The 21608-nt window shown below is 45.6% G+C and carries 22 protein-coding genes and 1 riboswitch; of the genes, 14 read left to right on the top strand and 8 right to left on the bottom strand.

The annotated features are described in order from the left end of the window. The first annotated feature begins 40 nt into the window (after window positions 1-40). The 3 genes from EXU85_RS00330 (at window position 41) to EXU85_RS00340 (ending at window position 3346) form a co-directional block, all read left to right on the top strand. The gene (locus tag EXU85_RS00330) at window positions 41-673 is read left to right on the top strand and encodes a hypothetical protein (RefSeq protein WP_142770175.1); all 633 of its coding nucleotides are present in this window, start codon (window positions 41-43) and stop codon (window positions 671-673) included. Between the two features lie 111 nt (window positions 674-784). Next, a complete protein-coding gene (locus EXU85_RS00335; RefSeq protein ID WP_142770176.1) occupies window positions 785-2224 on the top strand; it encodes an MBOAT family protein in 1440 nt (479 codons plus the stop codon). A gap of 24 nt (window positions 2225-2248) precedes the next feature. Then, window positions 2249-3346: a hypothetical protein gene (locus EXU85_RS00340; RefSeq protein ID WP_142770177.1), complete on the top strand. Its 1098-nt coding sequence runs from the start codon at window positions 2249-2251 to the stop codon at window positions 3344-3346. 94 nt (window positions 3347-3440) lie between these two features. Here the strand turns inward: EXU85_RS00340 and EXU85_RS00345 are convergent, their stop codons facing one another. Next, entirely contained in the window at window positions 3441-5072 is a 1632-nt protein-coding gene (locus tag EXU85_RS00345; RefSeq protein ID WP_142770178.1) for a GMC family oxidoreductase, read from the bottom strand. Between the two features lie 242 nt (window positions 5073-5314). On the opposite strand from EXU85_RS00345, the gene EXU85_RS00350 reads away from it, so the two are divergent. Next, window positions 5315-6118 (top strand): SMP-30/gluconolactonase/LRE family protein, encoded by an 804-nt coding sequence (locus EXU85_RS00350; RefSeq protein WP_142770179.1) that lies wholly within the window; start codon window positions 5315-5317, stop codon window positions 6116-6118. A gap of 48 nt (window positions 6119-6166) precedes the next feature. Here the strand turns inward: EXU85_RS00350 and EXU85_RS00355 are convergent, their stop codons facing one another. Next, window positions 6167-6829 carry a phosphatidylserine decarboxylase family protein gene (locus EXU85_RS00355; protein WP_142770180.1) on the bottom strand — a complete coding sequence of 221 codons (663 nt, stop codon included), beginning with the start codon at window positions 6827-6829 and terminating at the stop codon, window positions 6167-6169. A gap of 99 nt (window positions 6830-6928) precedes the next feature. Then, on the bottom strand, window positions 6929-8203 hold the full coding sequence (locus tag EXU85_RS00360) for a Glu/Leu/Phe/Val dehydrogenase (protein WP_305851948.1): 1275 nt from the start codon (window positions 8201-8203) through the stop codon (window positions 6929-6931). A gap of 333 nt (window positions 8204-8536) precedes the next feature. Between EXU85_RS00360 and EXU85_RS00365 the strand changes: the two genes are divergently transcribed. The 5 genes from EXU85_RS00365 to EXU85_RS00385 all read left to right on the top strand — a co-directional run bounded on the left by EXU85_RS00365 (window position 8537) and on the right by EXU85_RS00385 (window position 11449). Further along, window positions 8537-8923 (top strand): TraR/DksA C4-type zinc finger protein, encoded by a 387-nt coding sequence (locus EXU85_RS00365; protein ID WP_142776569.1) that lies wholly within the window; start codon window positions 8537-8539, stop codon window positions 8921-8923. Between the two features lie 322 nt (window positions 8924-9245). Beyond that, on the top strand, window positions 9246-9677 hold the full coding sequence (locus tag EXU85_RS00370; protein ID WP_142770181.1) for a phage holin family protein: 432 nt from the start codon (window positions 9246-9248) through the stop codon (window positions 9675-9677). A gap of 76 nt (window positions 9678-9753) precedes the next feature. Further along, entirely contained in the window at window positions 9754-10278 is a 525-nt protein-coding gene (locus EXU85_RS00375) for a hypothetical protein (RefSeq protein ID WP_142770182.1), read from the top strand. Continuing rightward, window positions 10259-11008, top strand: a complete 750-nt coding sequence (locus tag EXU85_RS00380) for a geranylgeranylglyceryl/heptaprenylglyceryl phosphate synthase (protein ID WP_142776570.1) — start codon at window positions 10259-10261, stop codon at window positions 11006-11008. The genes EXU85_RS00375 and EXU85_RS00380 overlap by 20 nt, the downstream gene beginning before the upstream one ends. 3 nt (window positions 11009-11011) lie before the next feature. Then, window positions 11012-11449: an energy transducer TonB gene (locus EXU85_RS00385; protein ID WP_142770183.1), complete on the top strand. Its 438-nt coding sequence runs from the start codon at window positions 11012-11014 to the stop codon at window positions 11447-11449. A 95-nt stretch (window positions 11450-11544) separates the two neighbouring features. Here the strand turns inward: EXU85_RS00385 and EXU85_RS00390 are convergent, their stop codons facing one another. From EXU85_RS00390 to EXU85_RS00400, 3 genes are all read right to left on the bottom strand, one after another. Further along, window positions 11545-12471, bottom strand: coding sequence for an AraC family transcriptional regulator (locus EXU85_RS00390; protein WP_142770184.1), 927 nt, complete (start codon window positions 12469-12471; stop codon window positions 11545-11547). Between the two features lie 173 nt (window positions 12472-12644). Beyond that, complete coding sequence (locus tag EXU85_RS00395; protein WP_142770185.1) at window positions 12645-13814, bottom strand: acyl-CoA dehydrogenase; 1170 nt, start codon at window positions 13812-13814, stop codon at window positions 12645-12647. 93 nt (window positions 13815-13907) lie between these two features. After that, entirely contained in the window at window positions 13908-14363 is a 456-nt protein-coding gene (locus tag EXU85_RS00400; protein ID WP_142770186.1) for a MaoC family dehydratase, read from the bottom strand. A gap of 30 nt (window positions 14364-14393) precedes the next feature. Here EXU85_RS00400 and EXU85_RS00405 point away from each other — a divergent pair, with 30 nt between their 5' ends. Next, entirely contained in the window at window positions 14394-15194 is an 801-nt protein-coding gene (locus EXU85_RS00405) for an alpha/beta fold hydrolase (protein ID WP_142770187.1), read from the top strand. Between the two features lie 31 nt (window positions 15195-15225). Here EXU85_RS00405 and EXU85_RS00410 read toward each other — a convergent pair whose 3' ends face one another. Then, window positions 15226-15897: a TVP38/TMEM64 family protein gene (locus EXU85_RS00410; protein ID WP_142770188.1), complete on the bottom strand. Its 672-nt coding sequence runs from the start codon at window positions 15895-15897 to the stop codon at window positions 15226-15228. Between the two features lie 86 nt (window positions 15898-15983). Here EXU85_RS00410 and EXU85_RS00415 point away from each other — a divergent pair, with 86 nt between their 5' ends. Further along, complete coding sequence (locus EXU85_RS00415; protein WP_142770189.1) at window positions 15984-17120, top strand: cystathionine gamma-synthase; 1137 nt, start codon at window positions 15984-15986, stop codon at window positions 17118-17120. A gap of 106 nt (window positions 17121-17226) precedes the next feature. Here EXU85_RS00415 and EXU85_RS00420 read toward each other — a convergent pair whose 3' ends face one another. Further along, window positions 17227-19605 carry a TonB-dependent receptor gene (locus tag EXU85_RS00420; protein WP_142770190.1) on the bottom strand — a complete coding sequence of 793 codons (2379 nt, stop codon included), beginning with the start codon at window positions 19603-19605 and terminating at the stop codon, window positions 17227-17229. Between the two features lie 78 nt (window positions 19606-19683). Next, window positions 19684-19778, bottom strand: a riboswitch (TPP riboswitch). Between the two features lie 83 nt (window positions 19779-19861). Here EXU85_RS00420 and EXU85_RS00425 point away from each other — a divergent pair. From EXU85_RS00425 to ribH, 3 genes are all read left to right on the top strand, one after another. Then, on the top strand, window positions 19862-20086 hold the full coding sequence (locus EXU85_RS00425) for a DUF4926 domain-containing protein (protein WP_142770191.1): 225 nt from the start codon (window positions 19862-19864) through the stop codon (window positions 20084-20086). An 85-nt stretch (window positions 20087-20171) separates the two neighbouring features. Then, complete coding sequence (locus tag EXU85_RS00430; RefSeq protein WP_142770192.1) at window positions 20172-20867, top strand: tetratricopeptide repeat protein; 696 nt, start codon at window positions 20172-20174, stop codon at window positions 20865-20867. Between the two features lie 169 nt (window positions 20868-21036). Further along, window positions 21037-21537, top strand: a complete 501-nt coding sequence (gene ribH, locus EXU85_RS00435; RefSeq protein WP_142770193.1) for a 6,7-dimethyl-8-ribityllumazine synthase — start codon at window positions 21037-21039, stop codon at window positions 21535-21537. Window positions 21538-21608 lie beyond the last annotated feature (71 nt).

Below are 21608 nucleotides of genomic sequence, written 5' to 3' on the forward strand. Positions count from 1 at the left end.
TTTCGTTACTTAGTATAAGTTTTATTCTGTACAAAACAACATGAATCATATTCGAAAGTTACTGTTTATCACCGCTTTATTGAGTAGTAGTCTGGCATTTGGGCAACTTACCGAGGATCCTGATGATCGGCGTGACCAGGGACGTGATCCGTTACGGACACAAACACCCGAAGGCCGTCCTTTACCCTTCGGACAGCGGCTTCGGTTTGGGGGCGGCATCAATGGATTTCGTTTCGGCAATCCGTTTAGTTTGGGCATTTCACCCGTTGTTGCTTACCAGGCTACGGAGCGAATGATTGTTGGTATTGGTGGAAGTTATACCTACACACGTTATAAAGCGTATACAAACACCGGAGCAACTGTTCCGTACCTGACTTATAACCAGTATGGTGGCCGGGGTTTTGTGATGTATGAATTTATTCCGTCGATTCTACCGAATCTGTATCTGCATGGGGAACTTGAGAGCACCACTATTCAGGAAACGGAGAACCAAACCGGACTTAAGTCGAGTGCAGCCTTAACCTCTCCATTGGTGGGTGTAACATACTCACAACCGATTTCGCGCCGATTTGGGGTCAATCTAACTGCGTTATACAACTTGAATTATAACGATAACTCATTAGCCCGTACCATTTACGGTAGCCCGTTTGTGTTGCGGTTATCGTTCTTTTAGAGAGCTGGCGAGGGAATTAGGCAAAGGGATCAGGGAGGTATAATGGCTCTTTGATCCCTTTTCACATTCTGGTCCTTTCCGCTAACTTTGGCCTGACTTATTGTCTGGAGTATGCTCTTTAGTTCGGCCATCTTTTTATTTCTGTTTCTCCCGTACTTCCTGATTATCTATTACTTGCTGCCTCAGCGTTGGCATAATGCCTTTTTGTTTGGCGCCAGTTTATTGTTTTATGCCTGGGGAGAAGGAATAATTGTGTTGGTGTTGCTGCTGTCGGCGGGTATAAATTTCCTGGCCGGATGGCTTGTTGAAAAAGGGCAGCGACGGGCCGGGGTACTGCTGTCACTGATTGGTAGTTTGTCATTACTGTTCTATTACAAATACACCAATTTTCTGGTCGATTCGGTACATGGTTTTGCGGAAGCATTTGCGTTACCTTTCTCCGATAGTCTTACCGTATCACCCATTGCACTCCCGATTGGCATCAGTTTTTATACATTTCAGGGCATTTCCTACACCTTAGACATTTACTGGGGTCGTATTCGGGCCAACCGTAGTTTTCTGGATTATGGTACGTATGTGGCCATGTTTCCGCACCAGATTGCAGGTCCCATTGTTCGATATGCCGACATTGCCCCCGAACTCGCCGATAGAACTGTTAGCCTGGAAAAGGTTGGCGTTGGGGCTGAACGCTTTGTTATTGGTCTGGCTAAAAAAATCATACTCGCCAACACATTTGCCGGTGTGGCCGATACAATTTTCAAGGCTCCGACGGATAGTTACTCCACCGCAACGGCCTGGCTGGGAATCGTTGCCTACTCACTTCAGATCTACTTCGATTTTTCGGGCTATTCCGATATGGCAATTGGCTTGGGAAAGATGGTAGGATTCGATTTCAAAGAGAACTTCAATTATCCTTATATTGCCCGTTCTATTCAGGATTTCTGGCGACGCTGGCATATCTCCCTGTCAAGCTGGTTTCGTGATTACCTATACATTCCACTGGGTGGAAACAGGGGGAGCAAAGCCCGAACCTACCGTAATCTGCTGATCGTATTTTTTGTAACGGGCCTTTGGCATGGAGCCAGCTGGACGTTTATTATCTGGGGATTGTATCATGGTGCCTGGGTAATGGTGGAGCGGGCAGGGCTGGGTAAATGGCTGGAACGGGTATGGGCTCCAATTGCTCACCTGTATACGATCCTGGTGGTGTTGATTGGCTGGGTATTCTTCAGGGCTGAAGACCTGGCATCAGCAGTGACTTACTTGCAGAAAATGGCTGGTATGGGGTCAGTAGGACGTCTTGCTTTTCCATTGACTTATTTCCTGAATACTGAAGTCAGCAGTGCGCTTATACTTGGGTTCATCTTGTCGATGCCTGTTTATCAACGGTTTCAGTTGGTCTGGTATCGGTTGCTACTACGTATCGTGTCACTGCCAGTCCAGACTACATTAAGTGTAGCCTACATGTTGGGGCTTGTTGGTCTCTTTGTGCTTTCAGTAGCGTATCTGGCCGCTGACACCTACAATCCATTTATCTATTTCCGGTTCTAACGTTTGACCAGGCTCCCGTAACTCATGCAAGTACGATCACGCTTAATTGCTGTTGTTTTCGCCATTATGCTGCTCCTTCCAACGCTTGATCAAGTTGTTGGACTGTCAGCCTTGTTCAGAAATACCGAGAACCGGCAACGTAGTCGTATGCCGTTGTTGCATTTTCCCTACGTTCGGCAATTTGTAATCCGGTTTGATCGGTATTACAAAGAGAATTTTGGGGGACGGAATGCGCTGTTTTATGTGTATAGCCGATGGAAATACAAGGTACTGGGACAATCGCCTTTACCCGAAAAAGTTGTTGTTGGAAAAAAAGGCTGGTTTTATCTGGGGAACAGTTATAACCGGGTTGTCGATCAGCATCGAGGGTTAGTTCCACTAGCTGATACATCAGCCGCACGCATTGCCACTCATCTGGCCCAAAAGCAGCAGGAGTTAGCTGAGCAGGGAATTAAGCTCTATGTGTTGATTGCTCCTGATGCACAAACAATCTACCCTGAATACGTGCCCGACCATCTACAGCAAACGAAAGGACCTTCACGTCTGGATGTACTCAAACAGGCAATTGCCAAGACTAGCCTACCATTTATCGACATTCGGGATACGCTACTGGCTGCCAAGCGCGATCATATAGTGTATTATCAGACTGATACTCATTGGAATAAGTACGGAACACTGGTTGGCTGCGCGACTTTACTGAAACGTATCAGACAGGATTGGCCTATGTTTCCGCTGATGAATGCATCAGATTATACCATTAGGCATTGCCAGGGTACAAGTGGCGATTTAACCACCATGCTGACCTTGCAGGATGCTATAAATGAAAATGGAGAGTACGTAATTCGCCCTGACGCTAAGCTGGTAAGCCATCAACTAGCTTCTATACCGAGCGCAAATATCGCGTTCCCATCCCAACGTTTTTCGGGATCAGGATCCGGCCGTTTGCTGTTCATCGGCGATTCATTTAGTAACAGTATGATGCTGTACTTGCCCGCCTATTTCCGTGAATCCTATTTTGTGCGGGATGGTAAACTAGATCTCACACTTATTCAGTCCGAGCGGCCTACTATTGTTGTACTAGAAATTGTGGAGCGAAATATCAATCAACTGGTAAGTTTTTGATTTGGTGGGGTAGGTGAAGTGAGTGGAGTAAGGCTAGGGTATGAAGTAGTGCTTGGGATTTACTTCACCTATTTCACTCACTCAACTTACTTCACTAAATTCCCAAAATAAGATCGGCGGCTTTCTCCGCAATCATAATAACGGGTGCGTTGGTGTTGCCTGATACAATCGTTGGCATAATAGACGCATCGACTACCCGGAGGCCTTCAATGCCATATACCCGAAGCTTATCATCCACCACGGCTAGCTCATCAGACCCCATTTTGCAAGTGCCTACGGGATGGTATACCGTTTCGAGCACGGACAGAATATGCTCCCAGAGTGCATCATCGGAGCTATGGTGAATGGGTAAGTTAATGCCTTGGCTGTAGGGACGAAATGCATCAGCATTCATTATATCGATGGCTTTTCGAACCCCACTAATCAACACCAATCGATCAGATTCTTCGGTTAAATAGTTTGGCTGAATAACTGGGGCATCAAGCGGATTGCTGGAGCGTAAGCCGATATAGCCTCGGCTTTTAGGCTTGAGTAGTGTCGGTAAAATGGTATAGCCATCCGTGAAGGGATAAGTCGCTAGATCATAAAAATCAGCCTTGCCGTCATTGCCAAAGTGAACTGGTGCAAAATGCAACTGCATATCGACTCGGCCTAAATTGCCATTCGTTGATGCATACTCGGTTTTCAGGAAGGCAACGGCTTCGAGCGGGCTCATCGTTAGTGGCCCTTTATGGGTTATGAAAAACTGAGCTAATCCCTTCAGTTGATTGAGTGGTTTGAGATGGAAATTGGCCGATGCGCCCCGTTGCGAACACAGGCTGCTAACGCCCGTAAAAACATGATCCTGCAAGTTTTGCCCAACTCCCGGCACTTCTTTTTTTATTGTAATACCAGCCGACCGGAGTGTATCCACAGGACCAATTCCTGATAACATCAACAACTGAGGTGAATGGAAGGCCCCTGCCGATAAAATGACTTCTTTGCGGGCAATGGCTCTTTCTGTCTGATTTTTACCCGTACGAAACTCAACCCCGGTCGCCCGGTCATGCTGAATATGTATCTGAGTGGTTTGTGCCTGCGTAATAACGGTCAGATTAGGCCGATTGAACGCTGGTTTTAAGAAGGCTGAGGCTGTACTATGTCGTCGACCATCTTTAATGGTAAACTGAAAGAGCCCCGTACCTTCTTGTTTAGCTCCATTATAATCGGAATTGGCACAAATGCCCATTTGAAGGCAGGACCTTACGAATGCGCCCGCCAAAGGTGTTTGGAAACCAGTTGCGAACGTGACATTCAAAGGACCTTTATTGCCATGATAGCCCGAATCAAGCTGATCGTATTGCTCATTGTGTTCTGAGCGGATAAAATAGGGAAGAACATCCTGGTAGCTCCATCCTCGATTACCCAGTGCTGCCCAATCGTCGTAATCAAGTCGATTGCCACGCACATAGGCCATGGCATTGGTTGATGAACACCCACCTAACGTTTTACCCCGTGGTTGATACATCCGTCGATTATTGAGTGCCATCTGGGGTTCCGTCCAGAAGCCCCAATCAACAGCTGAACCGTGCAGTTTGGTGTAGGCAGCAGGAATTTGAATCTCCATTTTTGTATCCGGACCACCCGCTTCTAATAAAAGCACTGATAAAGACGGATCTGTCGACAGGCGGTTTGCCAGTACACAACCTGCCGATCCAGCACCAATAATTATGTAGTCGAACCTCATACCGGAGAGGGGTTATTTGTTCGTTGAATATATAATTAATTCATCAAATAGTTTAAATTTTAGTGTATAGGCAGTCGTTAGCCAGTAGCTGATTTTTGTGCTTACCTGTTCGTATGATAAGGTTTATGAACAAAAATTGATTGGCTGTCTTTACACTTAATGGTCAAAATTTTAATGTAGCCATTAGTGGATAGCACGGCACATTTTTTGAATGGAATACAACGACTCAACGATGATATGTTATGGATACTATACGTGTACTGGCAGAAGGCTTACGCTTTCCCGAAGGCCCGGCATTCGATACGAACGGTAACCTTTGGTGTGTAGAACAAGAAGGAGAAGGGCTTTTTTGCCGCTACAGCAATGGCAAAACAAAACGAATTCAGACGGGTGGACGCCCCAATGCACTCGCCTGTAACATGGGTTTTATGTGGTTCTGCGACTCGGGCCAGAATGCCATCCGGCGCTTAAACCTAAAAACAGAAGCTATTGAAACGGTCATTAGTCATGTCAGCGGTCAGCCATTGAATATGCCTAATGATTTGACCTTTGATGATCGTAACAATTTATTAATTACATGTCCAGGGCCGCCCGATGCAGGCCAACAAGGATATGTGGTAGTTTATTCAGCTAATGGCTCTGTTGAAATTATTGCCGATGGATTACTGTATCCAAATGGATTAGCTTTTTATCCAGATAAACAGACACTACTGATCGCGGAAACACATCAACAGCGGATTTGGAGTGGCTATTGGGATTCAGAAGGATTAAGTTGGGAGACCATTCGTGTATGGGCAACTGTTATTGATGCACCTGTTGGAGCGTCGATCCCTGGTCCGGATGGGATAACACCTGGTCCCGATGGAAACCTATACGTAGCGGTTTTTGGCGCAGGTATTATTCGAGTTTTTTCAGCTGACGGTGCCTTTGTCCGTGATATTAAATTGCCTGGGCAAAATCCATCGAACTGTATTTATGATCTTTCCGGAAAGCTGGGCCTTATTGTCACAGAGACCGAGAAAGGACAACTATTGAGTATCGTATAGTAGTGAAGTGAGTGGAGTTTGCAAACTCCACTCACTTCACTTACTTCCCTACTTCAGTTCTGCAATAACAGTAACGCCCCCTTTGGTAACATCGCCGATATTCACTTTAATTTCAGCGTCTAAAGGAAGAAACACATCAACACGCGAGCCGAATTTAATAAACCCAAATTCGTCACCCTGTTTTACGGGTTGTCCCTCTTTTACGTACCAGATAATCCGTCTGGCAACGGCGCCGGCTATCTGGCGTAAAAGTACTTCTACGCCATTGGCTGTTTGGATAACTACAGTTGTCCGTTCGTTCTCAGTACTGGACTTTGGGTGCCACGCCACTAAATATTTACCTGGAAAATACTTGAAATACCGAACAATACCCGATACGGGATTTCGATTCACGTGTACGTTCAGGGGCGACATAAAGATAGACACCTGCCGCCGACGATCTTTAAAATACTCGCCTTCATTGGTTTCCTCGATCACTACCACTTTTCCGTCTGCGGGAGCTATAACTTGCGTGTCACCGGTTGTTAATAACCGGTTTGGGATGCGAAAAAACTGCACAACCAGCAGAAACAGCACCAGACTCACGACCCCTAATAAAGTTGTGGCAGTTGGGTTATCAGAAAACAGGTAAAAATAAGCAAGCAGGTTCAGGGCCAGTAAAACCAGCCCTGTTGTAAGCATTATTGTATTGCCTTCACGATGTAAGCGCATAGAAAGATGTGTGATATATTATGTATGATGTATTCTTAATGCATCAAGTACGAGCAAAATTATACATCATACAGTATACATCATACATTTTAAAATAAATCAATAGCCTCCCCGGTATTTATAAGTGCTGGCGACTTTATCAATGGCTACAATATAAGCGGCCAGACGCATAGGAACCTGGTAGCGCTGTGAGGTTTCAAAGACGCGATCGAAGGCATCTTTCATAACACGGTCGGCCCGGCGGTTGACACGGTCAAGTGTCCATTTGTAGCCAATACGGTTTTGTACCCACTCGAAATACGAGACAGTAACCCCACCAGCGTTGGCCAGAATGTCGGGTACCACCAGAATGCCTTTGCTGTTAATAATTTCGTCGGCACTCGCTGATGTGGGCCCATTCGCGCCTTCAACAATCATTTTGGCCTGAATGGAAGCCGCATTGTCTTCTGTGATTACGTCTTCTTTGGCTGCTGGTACCAGCACATCAACCGCTAGCGAGAGCAGTTCCTCATTAGAGATTTTCTCTGCTCCGTTAAACCCTTCCAGCGTTCCTTTGTTCGAGTTACGATAACTAACAGCGGCCGTAATGTCAATACCGCTTTTGTTATAATATCCTCCCGAAATATCGCTTACAGCTACTACTGTAACTCCTCGCTCGTGGAGTAACTCAGCCGCAAATGAGCCCACATTACCAAAACCCTGAACAGCCGCCGTAGTCCGGTATGGGTTCATCCGCAATTTGTCCATAGCCGCTAGCGCAGCTACGGTAACGCCCCGTCCAGTTGCTTCAGTGCGTCCTAGTGAACCACCTAATACTAGTGGTTTGCCCGTTACTACATTATTGACGGTCATGCCTTTTGCTTTGGAATACTCATCCACGATCCAGGCCATTTCACGAGGGCCAGTTCCCATGTCGGGTGCCGGAATGTCGCGATCAGGCCCAATAACGTCGAGCATAGCAACGGTATACTGGCGGATAAGTCGCTCAATTTCACCTGCCGACATTTCGCGGGGGTTACAGGCAATCCCTCCTTTGGCACCCCCATACGGAATATCGACAACGGCGCATTTCCAGGTCATCCAGGCGGCCAACGCGCGAACTTCATCGAGATGGACAGCCGGATCAAGCCGGATACCTCCTTTAGCGGGCCCCAGAATGTTGGAGTGAATAACCCGGTAGCCCTCAAATACTTTGATACTTCCGTTATCCATTGTAACGGGTAGCCCAACAATTACCTGCCGGGCTGGCACTTTAAGAATATCATACATTTCATCAGAAATGCCCACTAATTTGGCCGCGGCATCAAATCGCGACATCATTGACTCAAGCGGATTCTCTTTATCTTTTATTGGAGCTGGTTCAATATATCCCATGGCTATACGTTGACTTCGGTTTTAAAACAAATTTGGTGATGAAGTGTCCCACAAACTTAATAAATCATGTATGATATTGTGAAAGGTATATTTTTTCTAAGATTAATATAATGTTAATAAACCATAGAATTAATCTCAATATTTTCTCTTTGCCAAAGACTTTTCCATAAAAAAAACAATATACCAAAGATTCATTTGGAAAAGGATTGAATGCCAATTTGAGAAAATTTTATAAAAAAAGGCCTAATATTAAACGAATCATTGAAATACCGGATACAAAACATTAATTTTGTGGCTGAAAAACAGAGCACACCGTCTAACGTAGGATTGGGTATGGTTATGGAAGAAAAAAAGCGTTATTCAGAAGAAGATCTGAAAGAGTTTGAAGTGCTGATCAGCCAGAAGCTCGACGCAACCCGGAGTGAGTTAAACTATATTAAAGAAACGCTTAGCAAACGCAATGATAGCGGTACCGACAATACCTCGGGCAACTCTAAGCTGCTCGAAGATGGTGCCGACACTAGCGAACGCGAAAATTTGAGCCAGTTGGCCGCCCGGTTGCAGAAATTTATACAGCAACTAGACGCAGCTATGGTTCGGATCAAAAATGGAACTTACGGTATTTGTAAAGACACCGGTAAATTGATTCCGAAAGAGCGACTTCGGGCTGTACCACATACACAGCAAACGATTGAAGCTAAACTGCGTCAGTCGCGCTAATTCGCTAACAATCCTATTGCTTGATTTTAGACTGCTAAAATTGATGGCAGAGTAGTCGACTTTATGCGCTGCTGTTATCTGTTTATTGTAGATTAAAAACGGGCAATCAGACGAGTTGGTCATTACGGAAGAGTTTAAAGAATTTTGTAGAACCTACCCTCACTTTTTGTTACCAGCTAGGCAGCAATTCGTGCGTAATGTAGGTAATACTGAAACGGCTTCAGCACACCAGTGTTGAAGCCGTCTTTATTTTTATCGCTTTTTTGAACAAATTGAGCGGTTATTTGTAAATACCGAGGAGCGAAACTAATTATTGACGACCATGCTGGAACATTTGGAAGAAATTCGGGAGAATATATTCCGTTATCTGGAAGCCCGCATCGAATTGTTTACGCTGGAGAGCCGGGGCAAAATAGAGGAAGGAGTTGTTGTAGGGATACATGGCATCATACTGGCACTGTTCAGCACGATGACGCTTATTTTTCTGTTTATTCTGCTAGCAGCCTACCTCAATCAGGTACTGGATAGTAAATACCTTGGTTTTTTAATCGTAGCTGCCTTTTTCCTGCTAATAACTATTCTATTAGTGGCAGCTAAAGATTTCGTTAAGGGGAAAATTCGGGTTGCCGCGTATAGCGCAATGAAAAAAAGCCAGGAGAAAAAAAGTGAAGAAAAAACGGAAGCTGTTGAGGAGTTGATGGCCCAGACGCGCTCGTCAATAAACGAGTCGGGAAGTTTGACCCGGAAAGCATAATAATGAGTTCACCCGTTTACGAAGCAGATACGAAATTTGACGCAGTGTATTTTTACACACATTCAGTATAAATAAAATGGAAGATCCTAAAGTGCTATTTGCTGACACAACAGCCCGTCGGGCACAGTTGATGGCTGCTACTGAGCGATTTAAAACATCAATTAATGATGGAGTTGAGTCGATAAAAGAAGACGCAACTGAGATTGGTAAAACAACTGCGTTTGTTGCAGGTGCCGCTTTAGCCGTATATTTGGTAGTTAATGCCATTCTGCCAAAGTCCGATGAGTACCGGTATGCCGAGAAGTACGGCGAACCAGACGAACTGGACTATGACGACGAGGCTATTGAGGATGACGAAACAAACGTTCAACCGTCAAATCCGAGAGCTGTCAGGCAGCAGGCAACTGAAATTAAAAAGTCGGCAGCCGCGAGCGGATTAATTGGAGGAATTATTACTTCTGTATTAACCAATATTGCTCGTGAGCAGCTAACTGGATTTTTAGCCCGCATCCGTACAAATAATGCCATCAATCCAACTGCCGAACCAACTCAATATCACGAACAGGCCCCAACCGAGCCTGTTGACTATACTTCGTACTAATAGGCTATCCGGCCAGAAATCAATTGGTGTCCTGCTCGATCCTGACAAAATTGAGCAGGACTCATTAATTAATTTACTTACCCAAACGGCTGAGTACCCTATCGACTTTTTTTTGGTTGGCGGGAGTTTGGTGACCGATTACCTGCATAAAGAACTGATTGCCGTTATTCGATCTCATACAAATACACCTATTATCCTGTTTCCGGGCAACCCACTTCATATTGAGCCGTCGGCTGATGCAATTCTTTTTCTGTCGCTTATTTCGGGCCGAAACCCAGAGTTTCTGATTGGGCAACACGTTATTGCAGCTCCATTACTGAAAAAAAGTGGCCTGGAAATTCTTCCAACAGGCTATATGGTTGTAGATAGTGGCACACAAACGACTGTTTCTTATATAAGCGGTACAATGCCGTTACCGCATGATAAGCCCGGTGTAGCTGCCTGTACGGCTATGGCGGGCGAGATGCTGGGCTTGCAACTTATGTATCTGGATGCAGGCAGTGGTGCAAGGCGTCCAGTATCTCCTGAAATGATTGCCGCTGTTCGTTCTGTAATTGAACTACCCATCATTGTTGGGGGGGGGATTAATTCAGGCGAAAAAGCCTATCAGGCTTTAAAGGCTGGAGCCGATATGATTGTGATCGGAAATGGGATTGAACAGGATCCGGATTTGTTACCACAATTATCGACCGTAGTGCGGGAGTTTAACCAATCAGTTGTACGCGCCTAATTCATGAAACGTTTTGTATTCGTAATCCTTTGTCTGACCAGCTCGGTTTGTACACTCCCATTTATCTGTTCCCATGCCGTTGCCCAGACCCAAACCGGGAAAGTATATACGGTTGCTGAGCGTCAACCTGAATTTCCTGGTGGTAAGGCTGCTCTAAGCCTCTATCTGGCAGAAAATATTAAGGTTCCAGGTATGCTCGTACGGAAAAATTATAATACGGGCCAGATTGCTGCCAAATTTATCGTGGATGAGCTTGGCTATGTGCACGATGTTCGAGTAGTCACGAAACCGCTCGACAAAAAGACGCGCAAGGGTATGGAAGACTTTATGGCCAGTATTATCACTGCCGTTGAAAAAATGCCTCGCTGGGAGCCTGGAGAAGTGGGTGGTAAGCGCGTACCAGTGTTTTATACCTTGCCGATTGAGGTGAATATGCAATAGAGGGAGAAAAGGAGGAGAGGCAGGAAAGGGAAAAAAGGAATACAATCGTTTTTCCTTTTGTCCCTTTCCTGCCTCTCCTCCTTTTCTCCCTCTTTCTATACATTCATCAGGGATTCCCGACGGCGCATTTTGCCTGCTGGGATTCCGAACATCATTTTAAAGCGTCGGCAGAAATAAGCTGTGTCTTTATAGCCAACTTCCGCACCAATGGCCCGAATGCTCTTTTTGCTTGTGCGTAATAGGCCCACAGCGGCTTCCATTCGCTGGTATTCAATGTAATCCTGCGGATTAATACCCGTCAGCATCTTAAAATACTGGCCAACGTAATCTTCCGACACGTTCGCTACGTTCGCTAACACTTTGTTAGAAAGATCTCCACCAAGGTTTTCTTTGATGTAAGCGAAAATATCAATCAGGCGCGGGTCTTTGAAATACGTGCTGTTTGTGACCAGTTGTTCAACAAACAGGTGATTTTTCAGAATATATCGAACAACCTCGATAACAATTTCTTCGGTTTTAATCTTGATGATCCGCCCTTTACCCGCCAGATCGGTCATTTCTTCGGCCAGAATCTGGTCAATGGTTAAGGCTAAATGCTCTTCCCGTTTAATGATAAACGGTGGTACATCGAGTGAGTTGAAGAAGTTAACCGAATCGAATACTTTGGCTTCGAAGGACACATAACCGAACGAGTTAGGCAAATGCCCAATCAGTTTAGGGTCATGATTTCCTTCCCAGTACGATTCGCGGTGCGTCATGAATTCTTCATTCGAGACGGTTTTGGGATTTGTAGGGTCGCCGTAGGTGACGGTAACGTGTTTGCCGCCCGGAATGAACAGCATATCACCTACTTCTACCTTTATTTTTTCGTCGCCGATGGATACGTCGCCATTGTACAAAATCAGCAGCGTGTTCTCAACATCATAGAAGTTCTTGATGGTGATTGGCTGCAGAATCCGAATGTTGCGGGCCTTAATAAACTTCACGCCCAACGATTCGATAATTTTATTATAGTCTTCCATAGCTGAAAGGAGTGTATCCGTAAATATAGGTTTTGCACAAAGTTGCACAAAACTAATAATTTGTACAAAACTAATACAACTATAAAAGTTTCCAAAAAATAAAAAAAATAATGCGTATTCGCTTTGAACACGCATTATGCAGTGAGAAAAATTCTATTTTAAGGAGAAATACCCTATCGAATGAGTTCGCGGGCAATCACTAATTTTTGGATTTCAGACGTACCTTCGTAAATCTGAGTGATTTTTGCATCACGCATTAGACGCTCTACATGAAATTCTTTGACGTAGCCATACCCACCATGAATTTGTACGGCTTCGGTGGTGGCCCACATGGCTATTTCTGAGGCAAATAACTTAGCCATTGCAGCAGCCTGCACGTAGTCTTTGTGCTCGTCTTTGAGCCGGGCGGCTTTATAAACCAACAGTCGAGCCGCTTCGATCTTGGTGGCCATCTCGGCTAACTTGAACTGAATGGCCTGATGTTCAAAGATTTGCTTTCCAAACGATTTGCGTTCCTGACTGTATTTTAGGGCTAATTCGTAAGCACCAGCGGCAATACCCAGTGCTTGCGCAGCAATACCAATCCGACCTCCATTCAGGGTTGACATGGCAAATTTGAATCCGAATCCATCGTCACCAATACGGTTTTCTTTAGGTATTTTTACGTCGGTAAAGAGTAATGAATGGGTGTCTGATGAGCGGATACCCATCTTATCTTCTTTTTTGCCGACCACAAAACCGGGTGTTCCTTTTTCAATGATCAGGCAATTGATACCCCGATGTTTCTTCTCCCGATCAGTTTGGGCAATAACGAGGCAAATACCGGATGAATTGCCATTTGTGATCCAGTTTTTGGTGCCGTTCACTAAATAATAATCGCCTTTATCTTCGGCTGTTGTGCTTTGTGAAGTCGCATCGGAGCCTGCTTCGGGTTCTGACAGACAAAAAGCACCAATCGTTTCGCCCGTGGCTAGGCGGGTTAGGTATTTCTGCTTTTGCGATTCGGTACCAAATGCTTCGAGCCCGTAACAAACCAGCGAATTATTAACCGACATGATTACGGAGGCTGACGCATCGATTTTAGAAATTTCTTCCATCGCCAATACGTAGGAGACCGTATCCATGCCACCACCGCCATACTCGGGCGATACCATCATGCCCAAAAAGCCAAGTTCACCCATCCGCTTGACTTGTGAAGCTGGAAAACGGGCTTCGTTATCCCGCTCAACAATACCGGGTAATAGTTCATTCTGAGCAAAATCGCGGGCTGCTTCCTGCACAGCCATATGCTCTTCTGATAAATTAAAATTCAATCCCTGTAACTCCAGCGATGCCGTTGCCATCTGAATTGGGTTAAGTTTGGTTGATGATTACTATTTGTTGTGAAGTACGAAAGATAAGAATTAGTTCGAATAAATAGTATGCTTGCATACTGTTTATTCGAATAACAACGTAATCAATTCTGCTACACAGGCTGGTTTTGGATTGCCTTCTAGTTCAAACGTACATTCGGTAATGACACGGACACCGTTGGTTTGTGCGTCAACGCTTTGCAATTGGGCTGATAGGCGCAGACGACTGCCAACGGGTACTGCATTCGTAAAGCGAACTTTATTGGACCCATAATTAATTCCCATTTTCACGGAGTTGATCCGGTAAAGCTCGGCCATAAGTTTGGGAGCTAGCGAGAGTGTCAGGAAACCATGCGCAATAGGTGTTTTATAAGGAGAAAGTTGGGCCGCTTGCTCAGGGTCGGTATGAATCCACTGATGATCGCCGGTAGCTTGTGCAAATAGATTGATCATTTCCTGTGTAATGGTCATATAGTCGGATTCGCCGAGCGATTGGCCGGCATGGGCTGAAAATTCAGCCAGATTGGCAAAGGTTAGCATAGGTGTTGGGGTTTTTGCAATTTTGTTGATATGACCAGGGCCAATAGATATACGTTTCAGGTTGAAGGTAATGGTATTGCTTACCAAAAAATCGGGAATGGGCCGTCTATTCTATTAGCCTTTCATGGTTTCGGGCAGAGTGGCGAAATCTTCCGGACACTGGAAGCATCACTCGGTGCCCAATTTACCATTTTCGCGATTGATTTGTTTTTTCACGGCCATAGTCAATATACAGGGAATCAGCTACTAAAGAAGCATGACTGGCAGCGGTTTATAGCCGCATTTTTAAAAGACCGACACATCGACCGCTTTTCGTTGATGGGGTTTAGTCTGGGCGGACGGTTTTCGCTGGCACTTGCGGAGGCTTTTGCAGATCGACTGGATCAATTGATCTTACTGGCACCCGATGGCATTACACGTAGCTCCTGGTATCGCCTGGCCACCGTTTCGGCTGTAGGGCGTGGCTTATTTCGGTATGTGCTCCGGCATTTGTCAGTGTTAAATGCGTTCGGGCATATGCTCACAAGGCTTGGCTTATTGAACCGAACGGTCATGCGCTTCGCTGAGATTTCACTTGGCACGCCCGAACAACGCCAATTGGTGTATCGGAGCTGGACACAGTTCCGGCTGATTACACCCGATCTGACGAACATAAGTAGGTTGCTGAATGCCAATCCCGTGCAAGTGCAATTTTTTATCGGCGCGTTTGACCGGATTGTTCCGGGTAGCTATATTCTTCCGTTAACGAAACGACTTCGGCATTACGAAGTCACTGTGTTGAAAACGGGCCACAATCGGTTGATTGAGTTAATGAGCGAAAAATTCGCATAACTTGATTTTCAGCCGACCGTTCCGATTGGTTTTACTTTAACGAACGCTGAATAACCTGCCAAAGTCCGGCAATGGAAACGATAATCAATCCAACTACCACTATTTGTGTCCAGGAGCTTTGGTTGGGATTTTCCAGTAATGCTTTAATTTCCCGTGCTTCATGACCCGACCATATGGCTAGCAATGTTCGGGGAGTCATACCCAGAAAGCCACCCAGCAAAATATTTCGGAGTTTAGCGCCCGAAAGGGCAAACAATAAATTAGTCAGTCCAAATGGAAGGATAGGCGATAGCTTTGCAAAAAAAATGACCTCTAATTCATTGTTCAGAATACGGTCGAGTACGGATTGGGCCTTGGGGTTTCGCTGAATAAAAGCCAGAAATCGGTCATGGTCCAGCCAGCGAACAAGCAGGTTGATGAACAGAATACCACCAAAATTGATAACAAAAAGGGGCAATACTGCCTGCCAGCCCAGAAAATAGCCAAAGATCAGCGCAAGCATTGTTGGCGGGGTCAGCCCTGCCGAGGTGATAGCACAGGCAACGGTGATTCCTGCCCATTGCCAGGCCGAAAGCTCGGCAATAGCAGCCTCATGAACTACTGCATAGTAGGTCAATAACGATGTAAATACAATTGGTGTTACCGATAATGCAAGACCAGCAAGGGCCGGACCAGTAACTGATTTAGGAATAGCTAATTTCACACTCTATCAAACGGGTAAATGGTGGTTGTGGTTTAAACCCAGTTTACAAGCTCGGCTCTATAGTATATTCTTCGTTACATTTGACTATGAAATTCGGAACCAAAGCCATCCATGCCGGTATTGAGCCGGACCCCACAACGGGTGCCATTATGACACCTATTTACCAGACGTCGACCTACGTACAGGAGTCGCCGGGAAAGCATAAAGGGTATGAATACGCCCGGACCCAGAACCCTACCCGAACGGTGCTGCAAAATAACCTCGCAGCACTCGAAAACGGTAAGCACGGTATTTGTTATTCATCTGGACTTGGCGCTACGGATGCCATTTTAAAGCTGTTCAAGCCCGGTGATGAAATTATTGCCAGCAATGATTTATACGGTGGCACCTACCGGATTATGGTACGCGTGTTTCAGGAGTTTGGGCTAAAATTCAAGTTCGTCGATTTGTCGAACCCGACTAATCTGGATGGGCTTATTACCCCCGCTACAAAGATGGTCTGGATTGAAACGCCAACAAACCCCCTGCTGCGGCTAGTGGATATTGCGGCTATTGCAGCTATTACTAAGCCACACAACATCAAACTGGTAGTCGATAATACGTTTGCCTCGCCCTATCTGCAAAACCCACTCGATTTGGGTGCTGATATTGTCATGCATTCCGTTACGAAATACCTGGGGGGACACTCGGATACGGTTATGGGAGCTATTGTCCTGAATGACGACGAAACGGCCCAGAAGCTAGCCTTTATCCAGAATGCCTGCGGGGCCGTGCCAGGTCCGCAAGATTGTTTTCTGGTCCTTCGGGGCATCAAAACGCTACATATTCGGATGCAGCGGCATTGCGAAAACGCTATGAAAGTGGCGCAGTATCTACAGCAGCACCCAAAGATAAGCCAGGTTTATTATCCCGGACTGGAATCGCACATTGGCCATGAACTAGCAAAGAAACAAATGCGGGGTTTCGGTGGTATGCTATCCTTTGAGCTCAAGGGCGATTCGATGCCCGAAGCTGTGCGTGTGATGGAAAGCTTCCATGTATTCTCCCTGGGCGAATCCCTGGGTGGTGTGGAGTCGCTTTGTACGCACCCGGCCAGTATGACCCACGCCAGTATTCCGAAAGAAGAACGCATCAAGAATGGTCTGAAAGACACTCTTATCCGGCTCAGCGTTGGTATTGAAGATGTTGAGGATCTGATTCAGGATCTGGAGCAGGCAATCTAAACCGGGATTTAGCTGATTTGTGGATTTACTGGATTTTGCTCTGCGCTTCTTTGAAGCGAATCATAAAACAAAATCCAGTAAATCCCCGAATCAGCTAAATCCCGGTTTAGAAACGAACCCTCACCCCCGCCAGAAAATTCCGTCCGGCCTGTGGGTAATATGCATTATCCGCGGCCACTTTCCCTTCCGAGATGTAAGCGTAGGTGTAGCCATTTGATTCATATAGCTCATTCAGTACGTTGTTGAAGAGCAGCGTAAAGGCGATTTCCTGCGCGAATTTTGGCTTGATACTGTAAATGAGTCGGATATCATTTGTGAAATAGGAATTCAGTTTCCGGCTATCGTTGGATGTATTATCCAGATACTGCTTGCTTACATATTTCGAAAGCAGCCCCAGTTCCAGTCCTTTTGCGGGTGTGAATAATAATTGAGAGCCTGAAATTACATTGGGAGAAAACGAAATATCCGTTTGGCCATATTGACGGCTGTCCTGATTTCCGGTATCGAAATTATCCAGGTATTCAGTGAAATTCTTGACCTTATTACGGCTAAACGTAGCGTTCACATTCCAGCGAAGTTGTTTCGCCAGTCGGGCACCCACTTCCAATTCAAGCCCGGCGCGGTAACTGGTGGGGATATTCACCCGGTTATAAGCGCCCACATCATTTATTTGCCCCGATAAGACCAACTGATTCTGGTAACTCATGTAGTAGCCATTGACCGTAAACGCCAGTTTTTCTGATTGGATTTTATAGCCAGCCTCATAATCAATCAACTGCTCAGCTTTTGGCCGACTCTCAGGCGTTGATTGAGTGTAATCGTCGCGGTTGGGTTCACGGTGGCCAACGCCTACCGATGCATAAGCTGTGCTATGGTCATTGATTGTATAGGTTAGCCCCGCTTTGGGATTGAAAAACGTCAGGTTGGCATTCTGTTGCACATTCTGGAGCTTACTGTTAAAGCCCAAAAACGAGTAACCAACCGTTCGTACCTGCAAGTCGAGAAATCCAGTGAGTTTATTGCTGAATTGATAAAATGCCTTTGCATACAGATTAAAGTCTGTTTTTGTGGCATTGTCGTCGTAATAATGGTCCCGGATGTTGGTGTTCCCGGCTACGCGCGCCCAGATAATCTCGCCGAAGTGGGCACCCTGATATTGATTCCAGCCACCGCCAATGTTGGCCGTGAGTTTGCCAAAGCTGTTGTAGTCGAGGGAGAAAACGCTGCCGAAGAAATCGTTGTCCAACCATTTCCGACGGATGATGTCGGTGCTTTTGATAATCGAATCACCAATGACTACGTTAGGCAGATTGTACTTGCTAAAAGGGTCGTTGGGCTTAAGTTCTTCATAATATCCTTTCCCTTTTGTGTAGAATAAAGACGCATTTAGACGCCAGTTTTTACTTAACCCAAATGAGCTAATTAGCTGATAATTATCCTGTTGATAATTGTCCGTCTGATTGTCATACGTGAATGAGTTATATGTCCGATTCGTCTTCAGAATATCTTCTGGAACACCATTCCAGGCCTGGTATGTTTGTTCCTGACCTGAAAAGACATTCAGGCGTATAAAACTCTTATCCGTATAATAACCCCCCGACAGATAAAACGATTTCAGGTTTGAAAAGGCCCGGTCAATAAATCCGTCGGAATGGATGGTTGACAAGCGGGCATCCAAGACAAAATGATTATTAATCAGGCCAGTACCTGCCAGAACATTCGCTTTCCGTGTCCCGAACGAACCACCCGAAAGATTAACTTCGGCATAGGGTTTCGTTTCCAGCTTGTTCGTCTGGATATTAACCGATGCCCCAAAAGCCCCGGCACCATTGGTTGAGGTACCAATACCTCGTTGAATCTGAATACTGCTCACTGATGAAGCAAAGTCGGGCATATCTACAAAATACGTTCCCTGCGATTCGGCGTCATTATAAGGAATCCCATTCAACGTTACGTTTACCCGTGTGGCATCAGACCCGCGGATACGAATGCCGGTATAACCCACGCCCGCCCCTGCATCGGAGGTTGTTACTATGGAAGGGGTAAAATTCAGCAGTTGCGGCACATCCTGACCCAGATTCAGCTTGTCTAAATCCCGGCGTGTTACATCTGTATAAGCAATAGCTGATTTCTGATTAGCGCGCGTCGCACTGACCACGACTTCATCGACCGCAACTGCTGTTTTGGTCAATTTGATTGCAAGCGTCGTGTTTTCAGTCAGGTTGACTGGCTGGATCTGGGGCTCGTAACCCAGCAGCGATATGCGCAGAGATAAAGTACCTGACTTAAGGTTTGTGAGCTGAAATGCGCCTGTTGCGTTTGTGAACGTTCCCTTGTAGGTGCCTTCAAGTGTAATGGCTGCGCCTGGCAGCGTACCCCCATCGGCATCTGAAACCGTGCCGGTAATAGATAATTGAGCCCAGGTGGACAGTGGCGATAGCCACAATAGGGCCATCAGCATAAAGTAGGTCGTCGGTTTTTTCATGACGAAAAAGCGTGACGATAGGCAAGGGGCCAAACCTACCTTTGGTTAGAGATGATTGTTTGTAAACACTCACAGATTAGTTCTGTGAATTCATTTCCCTTCGCAGCATTACCCGCGCAGGTTCAATGGGTATAATCTCAGCCCGTTGTATTGGGGCACCCCTTAATAAGATTAGCGCAGCAAAGTTAAGTTAATTTTACGAAATAAGGGGTAGGATATAGCGTTTCTCTACTTAAAAGAGGGTACTTATGTAGATATGAGCGAATTCGATTTAGTTGTATTGCAGGAAGATTTGGCAGACGGAAATCTGAAAGCTGGCGATGTTGGCACGATTTTAACAGTGTATAATGGAGGAAAAGCATTTGAGGTTGAATTTGTAACGTTAACCGGCGAAGCAGTCGCTATTGAGACGTTACTGGCCCATCAAATTCGGGAAGTTCGGGCATCAGAGATCATGGCCGTGCGAGATATATCTCAATAAGTAGCACAGGATTCATAAACTTTTGAGGCTTACGCTTTTCCGCAATGGTAAATATTCCTAATTTTGCGATCCAAATTGCAAAAGCATGAGCAAAAAGAATAGCGGACTGGAGTTTCTGGAAGACCCAGACGCATTAGAAGGAAAGTTAGAGGATGTTGGCGATTACTTCCAGCAGAACAAGAATATTGTATTAGGTATTCTCGGCGGCATTGTATTGCTGGTTGCTGGGTACTTTGGCTATCGTTATTATATCAGTAGCCAGGACGAAACGGCACAAATCGAAATGTTCCCTTCGGTTTATCAACTCGAAGCCGATTCGCTGAAAAAAGCCCTGAATGGCGATGGTAAAACCCCAGGTTTGTTAGCGGTCGCTGACAATTATGGCTCTACCAAAGGCGGTAATCTGGCCGAATTCTATTCGGGTGTTGCATTGCTGAAAGAAGGGAAATACGATGACGCTATTGAGCACCTGAAAAGCTTTAGTTCGTCGGATCTGCTGGTACAGGCGCGTGCTTATGCGCTTACGGGTGATGCTTACATGGAGAAGAAAAGCTTTGACGAAGCTGCTGACTACTATAGAAAGGCTGCTGACTATAAGGCGAACAAATTCTTTACGCCTGGCTATCTCATGAAGCTGGCTATTGCTTACGAGCAAGCCAAGCAAAATGATAAAGCGATAGAAACGTATAGCGAAATTATTGAAAAGTACGGCGAGTCCGCAGAAGCTGGTAGTGCTAAGAAGTACAAATCCGTACTTGAAGCAACCGTCGGTGAGTCGTAAGCGTACTTGACTAATCAATACAGCAAAGGACAAAACCGACTCAGGTTTTGTCCTTTTTGTTTTTGTCATACTGACGAAGGAAGCATCTTCGGTAAGAGCGTTTAAATATAGTGGTAGCTAAAAACTCATTCGACGAAGATGCTTCCTTCGTCAGCATGACAAAAAACACATGGCATCAGACTTAAAAAACCTAAGCGTCTTTTCAACCGACGCGCTACCCGATATCAGCCGTCGACGGTTCGCTATTCTGGTTTCAGAGTGGAATACGGAAGTTACAGAAGCGCTTTTCGAAGGTGCTTACCAGGTCTTGCTTCAGCATGGCGCAAAATCCGAAAATATCATTCGGGGTAATGTGCCGGGGAGCTATGAGCTAAGTCTGGGAGCCCAGTGGTTTGCTCAGCGCGATGACATTGATGCCGTGATTGCACTCGGTTGTGTCATTCAGGGAGAAACCAAACACAATGACTACATCAACCACGCTGTAGCACAGGGCTTAACAAACGTTAGTCTGAAAACCGATAAGCCCGTCATATTTGGTGTCCTAACGCCTAACGACCAGCAGCAGGCTCTTGATCGAGCGGGTGGGAAGCATGGTAACAAAGGTGACGAAGCCGCTATTACAGCAATCAAAATGCTCGGATTACAACAACAAGTTTATAGTAAATTTTAAAGAGCGAAATCGGACCGCCGAAGCGGAGTGAATGAGTGAAAGAGCCACTAGTACTGTCCTTTCCAATTCGC

The sequence above is a fragment of the Spirosoma sp. KCTC 42546 genome (assembly GCF_006965485.1).
Lineage (GTDB): Bacteria > Bacteroidota > Bacteroidia > Cytophagales > Spirosomataceae > Spirosoma.